The following is a 13,359-nucleotide window of genomic DNA, read 5'->3' as shown; positions in this document are numbered from 1 at the left end:
GCCAAGGCTAACTGGGCGCGTAAGGGGACTGGTGATGGATGTTAAGACCCAATCTGCCGGCATGCCCGCTGCTTCCACGGATTTGGCTCCGGAACAGAAGCCGGAAAGCCTGCTCAGCTTCCTGTGGTTCCTCGCAAAGCTGTTGATCGCGGTGCTGCTGTTCCGCAGCTTCGTATTCTCGCCGTTTTCGATCCCGTCGGAAAGCATGCTGCCCCGGCTGTGGAACGGGGATTACCTGCTCGCAGCCAAGTGGCCCTATGGCTATTCCAGCAATTCGCTGCCGTTCGACGCCCCGCTCATTCCTGGCCGCATTCTCGCCAGCCAGCCGGAGCGCGGAGACACTGTGATCTTCAAGCATCCGGTGGACAAGACCGATTACATCAAGCGGGTCATCGGACTGCCGGGTGACACCGTCGCAATGGTTGACGGGCAGATCGTGCTCAATGGCGAGCCCGTGCCGCGCGAACCGCTTGGCGATTTCCAGATCCCGCTTTCGGTCAACACCTCGTGCAACTGGGGCGGGAACGAGACGGTGAACGCGGCGGGGGAGCCGGTGTGCAGCTATCGCCGTTTCCGCGAGACTTTGCCGGGCGGCGCGAGCTACGAAGTGCTCGATTTCGGCAACACGCCCGCCGACAACATCCGGCCCAGGATCATTCCCGAAGGTCACATGTTCGTGATGGGCGACAATCGCGACAATTCGCGCGACAGCCGGTTCGAAGCGCGCGCCGGCGATGCGGTGGGGATCGTCCCGCAGGAAATGCTGGTGGGCAAGGCCAGCGTCATCATGTGGTCGACCGATGGCAGCGCGGAATGGATCAAGCCGTGGACATGGTTCACCGCCGCCCGCTGGAACCGGATCGGATCGCAGCTGTGAGCGATCTTCCCCCCGAAACCAGGGATTGGCTCAATTCCGTCGGCTTTGCGGTCAAGAACGAGGCCGTGTGGCTTGAAGCGCTGACCCACGGCAGCTTCAATTCCGGCAGCAATGCGGCGCGCAGCGAAACAGCCGACATCGACTATCAGCGGCTCGAATTCCTGGGCGACCGGGTGCTGGGCCTGTCTGTCGCAAGCTGGCTTTACGGCGCCATTCGCGGGCAGGAAGGCCAGCTTTCGCAGCGGCTCAACGCGCTAGTCAGCGGTTCGATCTGCGCCCGCATCGCCCGTACCATCGGCGTGCCCGACCACATAAGGCTGGGCAAGCAGGCGCGCGAGGATGGCGGCGCGGACAGCGACAATATCCTTGGCGATGTGATGGAGGCCCTCATTGGCGCGAGCTTCCTCGACAATGGCTATGACGCGACCCGCACCGTGATCTATCGCCTGTGGGAAAAGGAACTGGCGGGCGATGCAGGCAAGGCGAAACACCCCAAAAGCGCGCTTCAGGAATGGGCGGCGGGCAATCGCCGGGCCATGCCGCGATACGAGGTGATTGACCGTTCCGGCCCCGATCACGCGGCGCGATTCACCGTCAAGGTCAGCATTCACAAGGTCGGCGAGGCCGAAGCCACCGCATCAAGCAAGGGCGCGGCAGAAAAACTCGCCGCACAGGCATTTCTGGAGCAATTCGGTTGAACCGTCTGAATACCCTCACCAATCGGAACAACTGCACCGCGCCAAAGCGGAGGAATGGCAGCGAGGAAATCACGCAATGACCCAACAGAAATGCGGCATGGTCGCCGTCATCGGCGCGCCCAATGCGGGCAAATCGACGCTGGTGAACCAGCTTGTCGGGCAAAAGGTCGCGATCACCTCTGCCAAGGCGCAGACCACGCGCGCCCGGATGCTGGGGATCGCGCTGCACGACAATGTGCAGATGATCCTCGTCGACACGCCCGGCATTTTCGCGCCCAAGCGGCGGCTTGACCGGGCGATGGTCAGCGCCGCCTGGGAAGGCGCGGAAAGCGCGGATGCGGTGCTGCTGCTGGTCGATCCGATCAAGCAGCGCCGGCACGAACTCGAACCGCTGCTGGAGGCGCTGGCAGGCCGGCCGGAAAAGAAGATCCTCGTGCTCAACAAGGTTGACCGGGCGAAGAAAGAGCCGCTGCTCGCGCTGGCGCAGGAACTGACGGCCAAGGTCGATTTTGCCGAGGTGTTCTTCGTTTCCGCGCTGACTGGTGACGGCGTGCCGGAAATGAAGGCCGCCCTCGCCGCGTCGATGCCCGAAGGGGTGTGGATGTATCCCGAGGATCAGGTGTCGGACGCATCCGAGCGCCTGCTGGCGGCGGAGATCACCCGCGAACAGCTGTACAAGCAGCTGCACGAAGAACTGCCCTATGACAGCGCGGTGCGGCCCGAACAGTACAAGACCCGGCCCGACGGCAGCCTCGAAATCCACCAGCAGATCGTCGTCGCCCGCGACAACCAGCGCGCCATCGTGCTGGGCAAAGGCGGCAGCCGGATCAAGGCGATCGGCGAAGCGGCACGCAAGGAATTGAGCGAAGTTCTGGGCGTGAAAGTCCACCTGTTCCTGCACGTGAAAGTGCTGGAGAACTGGTCGGAGGACAAGGAAGTGTTCGAGGAAATGGGGCTGGACTGGGTGCGTTGATGCATCGCGTGTTCGCCATGCTCATCTTGCCTGCCGCAGCCGCGCTGGTCGGTTGTTCGGGAAGTGGGCCGGACGAAACGGCGGCCATGGATTCCGGCGGGGTGGAGACTTCGATCAGCATCGACATTTCCCCTTACATAAGCGCCGATGCACGCGAAGTGGGCTGTTCGATCGTCACCGACTTTGCGAAAAGCAGGATGGAGAAAGCCGACAAGCCTGTCGTCCTCACCGATGCCAGCAAATCGGGGTTCGACATGCCGGCAGAGGAAGCTGACTTGCTGTTCGCCTATCTGGTTGACGATGAAAATGGCGATCCCGAGAGCGTGGGTATCCGGCAGAGAGCGGGCGCATTCCTCGCACTCACCAAGGAAAGCGCCATCGAGCAATGCGGTGAGCTGACCGCCCTTCACCGGGCGCGTTCACACACACCTGCCCCTAGTGAAGACTCACCTCCCGTAAACCTTGAGGACATGTCCTACGAATACGAGACATATGTCCTGTCGATCCCGCTGGTCGATTTCGATCGCGGCAAGGCTTTCATGTGGTACGGCCACGGTTGTGGCCCGTTGTGCGGCGGAACCGGAATAGAGATCTACACCCGTCTGCCTGACGGCGGCTGGCAAAGGACTGATTATCAGGGCCTCAGTATCAGCTGAGCGTTACCCCCGCCCCAGCCGCTCCAGCTTGTGCCGCAGTGCCGCTTCGTCGAAGGGTTTGACGATGTAGTCGTCTGCGCCTGCCTGAATTCCGGCGTGGACATCGGCGGGCTTGTTCTTCGATGTGCAGAACACCACCACCGGCGCCTTGGGCGTGGGGATGGCGCGGAGCTGTTTGACGAACTCCAGCCCGTCCATTTCCGGCATGTCCCAGTCGGTCAGGATCAGATGCGGCATCGCCTTGCGGCAACGCGCCAGCGCCTCGAAACCGTCCTGCGCCTCCACCGGGACATAGCCCAGCGATTTCGCGATCTTGCTCGACACCTTGCGGATCACGCGGCTGTCATCGACGATCAGGCACATTTTCTGCGCCGCCTGCCGCGCCTGTGCCGGGGCCGCACCGTCGCGCATGGCCTTTGCCGCGCGCACGATGGCATCGAAATCCTTGTCCGGCTCGACAACTTCGCCGCTGACCGGATCGATCAGCTCCTGCACGTCATCCGGAGCTTCCACAGGTTCGCCTTCGGGGACATGCGTGTCACGGGCACGGTTGCGCTCCGCCTGGGCGAGCTTTTCGGCCAGCGTTTCGCCTTCGGAACCCTGTGCCTGCTTGTGCGGGCCGGTCGTGCGTTTGATCAGATTTTGAATGGCTCTGCCTCCCCTGCCAGCGAGGCGAAGTGCCCTTCGTTGCGCAGATCATGCGCAAGGTCTTCGTCGAAATCGTCAAACTCTGCGTCTTGCCCTGCGGCGCTTTCGCCTGGAGTCATGCAGACGTGCAGATAGGGCATCCAGATGTCGCCATATTCGGCTTTCTGATACCAAACGTCGATCACGTCATAGCTGGCCCAGATGCCATCGGGCTCTCTCAGGCGAATTCCTTCGCCAATGCGCGGCACCGCCGCAAAGCGAAGGCGCTGCTGGCTTTGGTGAGTCTCGTTCTGGACTTCGATCTCAATCATGGCACTTGTCCCTGGTCTGACGACAGGGATAGGCGACAATACTAAACGAATTGCCAACGCCGTAAGCGTTCAGCCCTTGGCAGCGGCCTTCTTTTTCGGAGCGGCCTTTTTCTTGGGGGCGGCTTTCTTGCGCCCCTTTTTCTTGGCCGGTCCCTTGGCCGCGCGCGCGTCGATCAGTTCGATCGCCTGCGCCGCCTCGATATCCTCGGGCTTCACGTCCTTGGGAATGGTCGCATTGGTGGTGCCGTCGGTGACATAGGGGCCGTATCGGCCCGGCATCACCTTGATCTCGCCGCCGCTGGTGGGGTGTTCGCCCAGCGTCTTGATCGGCTCCGCCTTGGCCCCGCGCCCGCCGCCTTTGCGATTGGCAGCTTCGGCCAGCAGCGCGACCGCCGCGTTCATGCCGGTTTCAAACACTTCGCGCGTGTTCGACAGCTTGGCGTATTTCCCGTCGTGCCGCAGATAGGGGCCATAGCGCCCGATCGCGGCCTCTATCTCCTTGCCCGTTTCGGGATGCGCGCCGATGATGCGCGGCAGGTCCAGCAGCTTCACCGCCCAATCGAGATCGAAATCGTCCAGGTCCTTGGGGATCGAGGCTCGCTTCTTGGTGCCGTCCTCCTCCATCTCGATGTAGGGGCCGAACCGTCCCGACTTGCGGTGGATGTCCGCACCGGTTTCCGGGTGCTGCCCCATCACGCCTTCCTCTGCCGGATCGGCTCCGTCCGCGCCCGGCTGGGCGAAACGGCGGGTGTACTTGCATTCGGGATAGTTGTGGCAAGCGATGAACGCGCCAAACTTGCCCCCGCGCAGGCTCAGGCGGCCATTAGCGCGGCCTTCCTGCTCGCACAGCGGGCACATCCGCGCATCCTTGCCATCATCACGCGGCGGAAACAGGTAGTCGGATAGGTAATCGTCGAGCACCTCGGTCACTTCCGAAGGTAGCTTTTCCATCACCTCGTCAGCCTTGGGCTTGAAGTCCGCCCAGAAGCGGGCGAGCAGCTTTTTGTAATCCTCGCGCCCGTCCGAAACCGTGTCGAGTTCATCCTCCATGCCCGCCGTGAAGTCATAGGCGACATAGGTGGGGAAGAACCGTTCGAGAAACGCCGTCAGCAAGCGCCCGGATTCCTCGGCAAAGAAACGGTTTTTCTCCATCCGCACGTAATCGCGATCGCGCAGCGTCTGGATGGTGGAGGCATAGGTCGACGGACGGCCGATGCCCAGTTCCTCAAGCCGTTTGACGAGGCTTGCTTCGGAAAAGCGCGGCGGCGGCTGGGTGAAATGCTGGGTCGCCTCAACGGCGTTCTTGGCCGGGAGATCGCCGTTCTTCAGCAGCGGAAGCAAGCCGTCCTCATCCTCGTCCTGATCGTCGAAGCCTTCCTGATAGACCGCGAAATAGCCAGGGAAGACCACAACCTGCCCGGTCGCGCGCAGTTCATGCTGGCCGGTCGCATCGCGCAGAGTGACCGTGGTGCGTTCAAGCTGCGCGGTCGACATCTGGCTGGCCATGGCGCGTTTCCAGATCAGCGCATACAGCTTTGCCTCATCGCCCGTCCCGGCGCGATCGCGGCTGAAATCGGTCGGGCGGATGGCCTCGTGCGCTTCCTGCGCGTTCTTTGCCTTCGTGCTGTAGAAGCGCGGCTTTTCGGGGCAGTATGACGCTTCAAACCGCTCCGAGATTGCCTGGCGACAGGCGGCAATCGCGCTGCCGTCCATCTGCACGCCGTCGGTCCGCATATAGGTGATCGCGCCCGCCTCATACAGCGACTGCGCCAGCCGCATGGTGTGACTGGCGGAGAAGCCGAGCTTGCGCGCGGCCTCCTGCTGCATGGTCGACGTGGTGAACGGAGGCGCAGGATTGCGCTTCAGCGGCTTTTTCTCGACATCCTCAACGGTGAAGCGACCTGCCTCGACAGCCGCTTTCGCCTCCATGGCGATGCCTTGCTCGCCAAGCGAGAGCTTCTCCAGCTTGTCCCCCTTGTAGCGCACCAGCCGCGCGTCGAACTGTGTCCCGTCATGCTCCAGCTTGGCGAGGACCGACCAATATTCGTCAGGCCGGAAAGCCTCGATTTCGCGCTCCCGGTCAACGATCAGGCGCAGGGCGACCGATTGCACCCGCCCCGCCGATTTCGCACCGGGCAGCTTGCGCCAAAGCACCGGCGAAAGGGTAAAGCCGAACAGGTAATCGAGCGCGCGGCGGCCCAGATAGGCGTCGATCAACGGCTGATCGAGCTCGCGCGGCTTGCCCATCGCTTCGGTCACGGCGGGCTTGGTGATCGCGTTGAATGTCACGCGGTCAACCTTGGTCGGCAGGGCCTTGCGCTTCTTCAGCAGTTCCTGAACGTGCCAGCTGATCGCTTCGCCTTCGCGATCAGGGTCAGTTGCCAGCACCAGCCGCGAGGCATTCTTTGCAGCGTCGGCGATTTCCTTGAAGCGGCTCTGCTTGTCCCGGTACAACTCCCAGTCCATCGCGAAGTCTTCATCGGGCCGTACGCTCCCGTCCTTGGGTGGCAGATCTCGGACATGGCCATAGGAGGCCAGGACCTTGAAGTCGCTGCCGAGGTATTTCTCGATGGTCTTCGCCTTGGCGGGCGATTCAACGATGACAAGCTGCATGAGAGAGGTCTGATTTCCTTACACGTGTACGTACGCGCGAGAGTGGGGCCCGGCTTCGGGAAGCGTCAAGTGGGATTTGATGACGCCCGAGGCAAGCCGAAATCTACACTCTCGTGCGCGCCGCGGCATAGACCCCCAAACCGATCGCGATCAGGGTCGCACCGGTTGCGGCGGCGAAGAAATTGGACATGATTGTGGGGCCGAGCGGCACCTGAAGCGATTTGTCCGCCCACGAAGCGATGATCGCAAAGGAAATCACGGACAGGACAAGCGGCACGAACAGCGCCCCGGCGATTTCCCAGAAATGGCCCTTGGTCGCATTCCAGGATCGCCCGAATGCGTCCCTGAAATCACCCGTTTCGCCCATTCCATATCCCAGCACGGCAGAGAAACGGATTCCGAAATAGAATGCGGGAAACACCAAGGCTACCCAGCCAAGGCCGATCACAATCGCATAAAGGAATGTGAGGCCCAGAAAGGCCAACAGCCCTTTTTGCACTCCGTTCGGAGCCAATCCCCCGAAATAGAGCATGTTGATGGTCAGCCAGTAGGACATGAAAAGCGTAATCGCCGAGCCAGCCCATCCGACGGGGACAATTTCGGGAAACCGGTCAACCACGGTTTCCGACAGCGTCATGATCACGAGATAGGCGCCCAGCGTCCCCTTGGCCGAAACCAGCAACCGCCGGGCCTCGGACCAGATATCGATCGTTTCGTAAAGCTTCAGTCCCGCCATCAATCCCCCGTAGCGCCGGACAGGCTGACCGCCCCGTCCGAATGCCGTTCAATCCCGCCCGCCAGTTCGAGTTCGAGCAGCGCCATGTGCACTTCTGCCGCGCTTGCGCCCGATTGGCGGATCAGTTCGTCTATCCCGATTGGAGCCTTGGTCAACAGATTGGTGATGTCGCCGCTCAGATCGGCCCGTGCCTCGCCCCATTGCAGCTTGCTCAGTTCGGCATAGTCGAAAGGTGCGCCCGCATCCTCGACCCGAAAGCTTGATCGCGGCGCGCCGGTGAAGCCTTCGAGCAGTTCGATCACCTCGTCCGGCGTGCTGACCAGCACCGCCCCGTCGCGGATCAGCTGGTTGCAGCCGTGCGAGCGTGTGTCGAGCGGGGAACCGGGGATCGCCATGACCTCGCGCCCTGCCTCCCCGGCCAGCCTTGCGGTGATCAGCGATCCGGATTGCGGCGCGGCCTCCACCACCAGAGTGCCGCTTGCCAGCCCGGCGATGATCCGGTTGCGGCTGGGGAAATGCCGCCCGCGCGGTTCGGTGCCGGGGGGCTGTTCGGCGATCAGGAAGCCTTCGGTGGCGATCCGCTCCTGCAAATCGCTGTGCTGCGGCGGGTAGGCAATGTCGATCCCGCTGGCGATCACGCCAATGGTGCCGCCGCCATGCGCTCCCAAAGCCGCTTCATGGGCTGCCCCGTCGATTCCGCGCGCAAGACCGCTGACGACAGTGAAACCCGCGTTCGCCAGTTCGGCCGCGAAATCGCGTGCCAGCTTCACCGCCGCCGCGCTGGCGTTGCGCGCGCCAACCATCGCCACACAAGGCGCATTGGCGAGTTCGAGCCTGCCCCGGCAAGTCACAATCGGGGGCGCGCTTTCCAATTCGCCTAGCAGCGCGGGATAATCGGGCTGATCGTGGAACAGGTAGCGCGCACCCGCCGCGCGCACCGCCTCTACCTCGCGCTCGACCCGGTCTGCCGCGATCGGGCGATAAGGCGTTTTCCCGCGCGATCCGAGATCGGGCAGCGCCTCCAGCGCGTCCGCTGCCGTCCCGAACCGGGCAAGCAAGGCGCGATAGCTGACCGGCCCGATATTGGGCGAACGCAACAGGCGGATGCGCGCGAAGGCTTCCGGCTGGCTGAGCTTTGGCTGCGACCCCGTTTGCTCCATCAGATGAGCGTTTCCGTCATTTCTTGCCGGCGCCGATTTTCGGCTCCTCACCTTTCATGAGCCGCCCGATATTCTCGCGGTGGAGATAGATGATCAGGGCCGCAATCGCGGCCAGAACGGGGAAGAATTGCGGATAACCGAAAAGCGCCGATGCGGCAGCGGCGGCGACGACCGCGCTCATCCCGGCAAGGCTGGAAATCCGGAAAATACCGAGCATCGAAAGCCAGATCAGCGCATAGGCCAGCCCGACAGGCCAGGCGAGGCCGAAGGATACGCCCGCATTGGTCGCCACACCCTTCCCGCCCTTGAAACCGAGCCAGACCGGGAAACAATGCCCCAGCACCGCGCCACCGGCAGCGAAAGCCTTAGCGACATCGCCCATGTCTCCGGCCCAGATCATCCCGGCCGCCAGCACCGGGGCCAGCCCCTTGATCAGATCGAGCAACAGCGTGCCTGCCGCCAGCCCCTTGTTCCCGGTGCGCAGCACATTGGTCGCGCCGATGTTGCCGCTGCCGATCTGGCGTACATCGCCCAGCCCCGCCGCTTTTGTCAGCAGCAGGCCGAAGGGGATCGATCCGGACAGATATCCCAGAAGCGCTGCGAGTATTGGTTCCACGAATCCCTCTCAACCTATCGCCCCGAACTTGTCGAAGGGCGGTACTTTCTTCTAATGCCCCGCATCGAAAAGAAAAGGACAGGGCTTCGACAAGCTCAGCCCGAACGGAGATAGTTTTGTCGGAAAAGTCCTCCCCCATCCTGCTGTTCGATTCCGGCGTTGGCGGGCTGACCGTCTATGACGCGCTGCGCGAGGTGCTGCCGGGTGCGCCGGTGATCTATGCCGCCGATCTGGCGGGCCTGCCCTATGGCGAAAAGACCGAAGCCCAGGTTGCCGCCCGCGTCGCCGGGCTGCTGGGGCGGATGAGCGAACGGTTCCGCCCGCGTCTCGTCTGCATCGCCTGCAACACGGCGAGCACCATCGCGCTGGGAAATGTGCGCGAGGTGCTGGAAGTGCCGATTGTCGGCACAGTCCCCGCGATCAAGCCCGCCGCCGCAATGACCCAAACCGGCGCAATCGGCCTGATCGGCACGCAAGCGACCATTCGACAACGCTATGTCGATGAGCTTGAACACCAGTTTGCAGCCGACAAGACCCTGCTGCGGATCGCTGCGCCCGAATTCGTCGGCGCGGCAGAGGCGAAGCTGCGCGGCGAGCCGGTCGACATGGCGGTGATAGAGCGCGTGGCGGACGCTTTGCGCGCCATGCCCGGCGGCGACCGGATCGATACGCTGGTGCTGGCCTGCACACACTTCCCGCTGCTCGCCGATGAACTGCGCTTGGTGTTCGGCCCGCAGGTCCAACTGGTTGACGGGGCGGCCGGGATCGCGCGCCGGATCGCGCATCTGCTCGATGGGCAGCCGATGGAAAAGACCGGGCCGAACCGCTTTATCGTCACCGGCCCGATTGACGCGGCGAGCGGGTTGGACGCTGCACTTTCCTCTCGCGAATTCAGCGCCGCAGCGGCTTTTTGACCTGCAAATCGCTCGCAAAGATCGCTGTGGCCAAGCCCGTTTTGACTCCTTAGATAGTCGTCTGAAACCTTTGGGCCGTCGACGGGTTGTATGGCCTGTGTGTATTCGGAATCTGGACGTCAAGAGCGCGGAGAAAGCCGTGCCGTCCACACCAGACATGAAGCGTGAGACATGAATTACGACCAGATCTTCGACCAGGCGATTGACCGTCTTCACGAAGAAGGCCGCTACCGTGTGTTTATCGACATCATGCGCAACAAGGGTGCCTATCCCAATGCGCGGTGTTTCCACGGTCACAACGGGCCAAAGCCGATCACGGTCTGGTGCTCCAACGATTACCTGTGCATGGGCCAGCACGATGTCGTCATCGGCGCAATGGAGGCGGCACTGCACGATGTCGGCGCGGGTTCAGGCGGCACACGCAACATCGGTGGCAACACGCACCTGCATGTCGAACTGGAACGCGAGCTTGCCGAACTGCACGGCAAGGATGCAGCGCTGCTGTTCACCTCCGGCTATGTCTCGAACGATGCGACGCTTTCGACGCTGGCAAAGCTGCTGCCGGGCTGCGTGATCTTCTCGGACGAATTGAACCACGCCAGCATGATCGCCGGCATCCGCAATTCGGGCTGTGAAAAGCGGGTGTTCCGCCACAATGACGTGGCGCATCTCGAAGAGCTGCTTGCCGCCGAGGACGCCAACACCCCCAAGGTGATCGCTTTCGAAAGCGTCTATTCGATGGACGGCGATGTCGCCCCGATCCACGCGATCTGCGATCTGGCCGAGAAATACAACGCCCTCACCTACATCGACGAAGTCCACGCCGTGGGCATGTATGGCGATCACGGTGGCGGCATTTCGGAGCGCGACAACGCCGCGCACCGCATCGACATCATCGAAGGTACGCTGGGCAAGGCGTTCGGCGTGATGGGCGGATATATCGCGGCGAGCAACAAGGTCGTCGACTGCATCCGCAGCTATGCCCCTGGCTTCATCTTCACCACGTCATTGTCGCCCGTTCTGGTCGCGGGCGTGCTCGCATCGGTGAAGCACCTCAAGTCTTCCAATGTCGAGCGCAACGCGCAGCAGCAGGCCGCCGCCATGCTCAAGCTGAAGTTTGCCGAAGCCGGCCTGCCGGTGATGGACAGCGTTACCCACATCGTTCCGCTGATGGTCGGCGATCCGGTGCGCGCCAAGAAGATCAGCGACATTCTGCTGGCCGAATACGGCGTCTATGTGCAGCCGATCAACTATCCCACGGTTCCGCGCGGGACGGAGCGCCTGCGCTTCACCCCCGGCCCGCATCACACCGAAGCGATGATGACCGAGCTGACCGAGGCACTCGTCGAAATCTGGGACCGGCTCGATATGGAATTGCGCGAGGCGGCGTAAGGCGGCACACTCTCCCGCAAGAGGGAGAGGAAAATGGCCACCACATCCGACCGGGCAAAGCTCGATACGGGCACGCTCGATATACGTCCGATGACACCCGCCATCGGCGCGGAAATCCACAGCATCGATCTGGGCGCTCCCGACATTGCCAAACGCGTCCCCGAAATCCGCGCCGCTCTGCTGAAGCACGGAGTCATCTTCTTTCGCGATCAGCACCTGACGCAGGAAGCGCATATCGCCTTTGCACGCCATTTCGGCGAGCTGGAAGTGCACCCGGCCACACCCAAGGACCAGCCCAACCCCGAGGTGCTGAAGATCGCCTACGGGACGAAAAGCCGTGGGCAGGAGAACCACTGGCATTCCGACGTGACCTGGCGTGAATGCCCTTCGCTCGGGTCCATCCTGCTCGCCCGCGAAGTGCCCGAATGTGGCGGCGACACGCTGTTTGCGAACATGCACCTCGCCTATGAACGGCTGAGCGACCAGATGAAGCGGTTGTGCGAAGGTTTGACGGCGGTGCACGACATCAGCCGCGTCTTTGCCAAACGGCTGGGCAAGCAGCCCGAGGAATTGCACGACACCTATCCGCCGATGCGCCACCCGGTGATCCGCACCCATCCCGAAACGGGCGAGCGCGCGATCTACGTCAACACCGCCTTCACCAGCCATATCGAGGGGCTGTCGAAGGAGGAATCGCGCTGGCTGCTCGATCATCTCTACAAGACAGCATGGGACGTGGAGATCCAGTGCCGCTTCCGCTGGCAGGCGGGATCGGTTGCCTTCTGGGACAACCGTGTGTGCCAGCATTTCGCCGTATCCGATTACTTCCCCGCCCGCCGGGTGATGGAACGCGTGACGATTGCCGGGGATCGCCCCTTTTTCACCCCGTAAACCGGACGCTTTCCGTAGGGGATTTTGCGGCAGCCCCGTGCTGCGCTAGCTCTCCTCGCAAACAGATTCGGGAGAGTGATGCGTGTACGGCAATCCAGATCAGAAATATGACGAAGTCGTCCTCGGGCGACGCTCGATCCGGGGCTATCTCGACAAGCCTGTTCCGCGAGAGCTGATCGAGGAAGTGCTGACGATGGCGATGCGTTCGCCGTCCTCGATGAACACCCAGCCCTATCACTTCCACGTCATCACCGGCGAACCGCTCGATCGCATCCGCAAGGGCAATACCGAGCGCATTCTGGCGGGCGAACCCGACAGCCGCGAATTCCGCAAGGGTCACCCGTTTCAGGGCGTGCACCGCGATCGTCAGGTCGGCTGCGCGATCCAGCTGTTCGAAGCGATGGGCATCGGCCGCGACGACAAGGAAAAGCGGCAGGACTGGGTGCTACGCGGTTTCCGCCAGTTCGATGCGCCGGTGTGTGTTATCGTCACCTATGACAAGGAACTGTCCAACGCCGACGACACTGTGTTCGATTGCGGCGCTGTCACCACCGCGCTCGTCAACGCGGCATGGTCACGCGGGCTCGGTTGTGTGATCAACTCACAAGGGATCATGCAATCGCCCGTAGTGCGCGAACACGCCAATATCCCGGACGATCAGGTCATCATGAAAGCCATCGCAATGGGCTGGCCCGATCCGGATTTCCCCGCCAACCCGGTAAAGATCACCCGCCGCAGTGTTGACGAAGCGGCACGGTTCGTGGGGTTTGATTGATCCGCTGCGGGCATAAGCATCTGCTTATTCGCCCTGCATAAGCGCCACTCCAATCGAAAGCCCTGCATTTCGGGCGCATTGTTCCTTCTGCAATTTCTT

The 13,359-nt window shown here is 62.5% G+C and carries 14 protein-coding genes; 8 read left to right on the top strand and 6 right to left on the bottom strand.

Annotation, left to right across the window (positions count from 1 at the left end; genetic code table 11):
* The first annotated feature begins 34 nt into the window (after positions 1-34).
* The 4 genes from lepB (at position 35) to L1K66_RS09010 (ending at position 3,204) form a co-directional block, all read left to right on the top strand.
* Entirely contained in the window at positions 35-877 is an 843-nt protein-coding gene (gene lepB, locus L1K66_RS09025; protein WP_252257571.1) for a signal peptidase I, read from the top strand.
* The gene (rnc, locus tag L1K66_RS09020; protein ID WP_252257570.1) at positions 874-1,575 is read left to right on the top strand and encodes a ribonuclease III; all 702 of its coding nucleotides are present in this window, start codon (positions 874-876) and stop codon (positions 1,573-1,575) included. Before lepB ends, rnc begins: the two co-directional genes overlap by 4 nt.
* A gap of 76 nt (positions 1,576-1,651) precedes the next feature.
* Positions 1,652-2,548: a GTPase Era gene (era, locus tag L1K66_RS09015; protein ID WP_252257569.1), complete on the top strand. Its 897-nt coding sequence runs from the start codon at positions 1,652-1,654 to the stop codon at positions 2,546-2,548.
* Between the two features lie 17 nt (positions 2,549-2,565).
* Positions 2,566-3,204: a hypothetical protein gene (locus L1K66_RS09010; RefSeq protein ID WP_252257568.1), complete on the top strand. Its 639-nt coding sequence runs from the start codon at positions 2,566-2,568 to the stop codon at positions 3,202-3,204.
* Positions 3,205-3,207: 3 nt separating this feature from the next.
* Here L1K66_RS09010 and L1K66_RS09005 read toward each other — a convergent pair whose 3' ends face one another.
* The 6 genes from L1K66_RS09005 to plsY all read right to left on the bottom strand — a co-directional run bounded on the left by L1K66_RS09005 (position 3,208) and on the right by plsY (position 9,288).
* Positions 3,208-3,717, bottom strand: coding sequence for a response regulator (locus tag L1K66_RS09005; protein WP_330221221.1), 510 nt, complete (start codon positions 3,715-3,717; stop codon positions 3,208-3,210).
* Between the two features lie 122 nt (positions 3,718-3,839).
* Positions 3,840-4,163, bottom strand: a complete 324-nt coding sequence (locus tag L1K66_RS09000; protein WP_252257567.1) for a hypothetical protein — start codon at positions 4,161-4,163, stop codon at positions 3,840-3,842.
* 69 nt (positions 4,164-4,232) lie between these two features.
* Positions 4,233-6,776 (bottom strand): type I DNA topoisomerase, encoded by a 2,544-nt coding sequence (gene topA / locus L1K66_RS08995; protein ID WP_252257566.1) that lies wholly within the window; start codon positions 6,774-6,776, stop codon positions 4,233-4,235.
* A 103-nt stretch (positions 6,777-6,879) separates the two neighbouring features.
* A complete protein-coding gene (locus L1K66_RS08990; protein ID WP_252257565.1) occupies positions 6,880-7,512 on the bottom strand; it encodes a glycerophosphoryl diester phosphodiesterase membrane domain-containing protein in 633 nt (210 codons plus the stop codon).
* Positions 7,512-8,672 carry a DNA-processing protein DprA gene (dprA, locus tag L1K66_RS08985; RefSeq protein WP_252257564.1) on the bottom strand — a complete coding sequence of 387 codons (1,161 nt, stop codon included), beginning with the start codon at positions 8,670-8,672 and terminating at the stop codon, positions 7,512-7,514. Before dprA ends, L1K66_RS08990 begins: the two co-directional genes overlap by 1 nt.
* Positions 8,673-8,688: 16 nt before the next feature.
* The gene (gene plsY / locus L1K66_RS08980) at positions 8,689-9,288 is read right to left on the bottom strand and encodes a glycerol-3-phosphate 1-O-acyltransferase PlsY (RefSeq protein ID WP_252257563.1); all 600 of its coding nucleotides are present in this window, start codon (positions 9,286-9,288) and stop codon (positions 8,689-8,691) included.
* Positions 9,289-9,404: 116 nt separating this feature from the next.
* Here plsY and murI point away from each other — a divergent pair, with 116 nt between their 5' ends.
* From murI to L1K66_RS08960, 4 genes are all read left to right on the top strand, one after another.
* On the top strand, positions 9,405-10,202 hold the full coding sequence (murI, locus tag L1K66_RS08975) for a glutamate racemase (protein ID WP_252257562.1): 798 nt from the start codon (positions 9,405-9,407) through the stop codon (positions 10,200-10,202).
* Positions 10,203-10,373: 171 nt separating this feature from the next.
* Entirely contained in the window at positions 10,374-11,594 is a 1,221-nt protein-coding gene (gene hemA, locus L1K66_RS08970) for a 5-aminolevulinate synthase (protein ID WP_252257561.1), read from the top strand.
* A gap of 33 nt (positions 11,595-11,627) precedes the next feature.
* Positions 11,628-12,485 (top strand): TauD/TfdA dioxygenase family protein, encoded by an 858-nt coding sequence (locus tag L1K66_RS08965; RefSeq protein WP_252257560.1) that lies wholly within the window; start codon positions 11,628-11,630, stop codon positions 12,483-12,485.
* 82 nt (positions 12,486-12,567) lie between these two features.
* Positions 12,568-13,260 carry a nitroreductase gene (locus tag L1K66_RS08960; protein WP_252257559.1) on the top strand — a complete coding sequence of 231 codons (693 nt, stop codon included), beginning with the start codon at positions 12,568-12,570 and terminating at the stop codon, positions 13,258-13,260.
* Positions 13,261-13,359: the final 99 nt, after the last annotated feature.

It is taken from the genome of Erythrobacter aurantius (assembly GCF_023823125.1).
Taxonomy (GTDB): domain Bacteria; phylum Pseudomonadota; class Alphaproteobacteria; order Sphingomonadales; family Sphingomonadaceae; genus Erythrobacter; species Erythrobacter aurantius.
Note: the sequence above shows the minus strand (reverse complement) of the source record. Positions and strands in the feature narration are given on the sequence as shown.

Coding starts and splice junctions, on each gene's coding strand:
- lepB (WP_252257571.1), top strand. CDS start 35: ATGGATGTTAAGACCCAATCTGCCGGCATGCCCGCTGCTTCCACGGAT.
- era (WP_252257569.1), top strand. CDS start 1,652: ATGACCCAACAGAAATGCGGCATGGTCGCCGTCATCGGCGCGCCCAAT.
- L1K66_RS09010 (WP_252257568.1), top strand. CDS start 2,566: ATGCTCATCTTGCCTGCCGCAGCCGCGCTGGTCGGTTGTTCGGGAAGT.
- L1K66_RS09000 (WP_252257567.1), bottom strand. CDS start 4,163: ATGATTGAGATCGAAGTCCAGAACGAGACTCACCAAAGCCAGCAGCGC.
- topA (WP_252257566.1), bottom strand. CDS start 6,776: ATGCAGCTTGTCATCGTTGAATCGCCCGCCAAGGCGAAGACCATCGAG.
- L1K66_RS08990 (WP_252257565.1), bottom strand. CDS start 7,512: ATGGCGGGACTGAAGCTTTACGAAACGATCGATATCTGGTCCGAGGCC.
- dprA (WP_252257564.1), bottom strand. CDS start 8,672: ATGGAGCAAACGGGGTCGCAGCCAAAGCTCAGCCAGCCGGAAGCCTTC.
- hemA (WP_252257561.1), top strand. CDS start 10,374: ATGAATTACGACCAGATCTTCGACCAGGCGATTGACCGTCTTCACGAA.
- L1K66_RS08965 (WP_252257560.1), top strand. CDS start 11,628: ATGGCCACCACATCCGACCGGGCAAAGCTCGATACGGGCACGCTCGAT.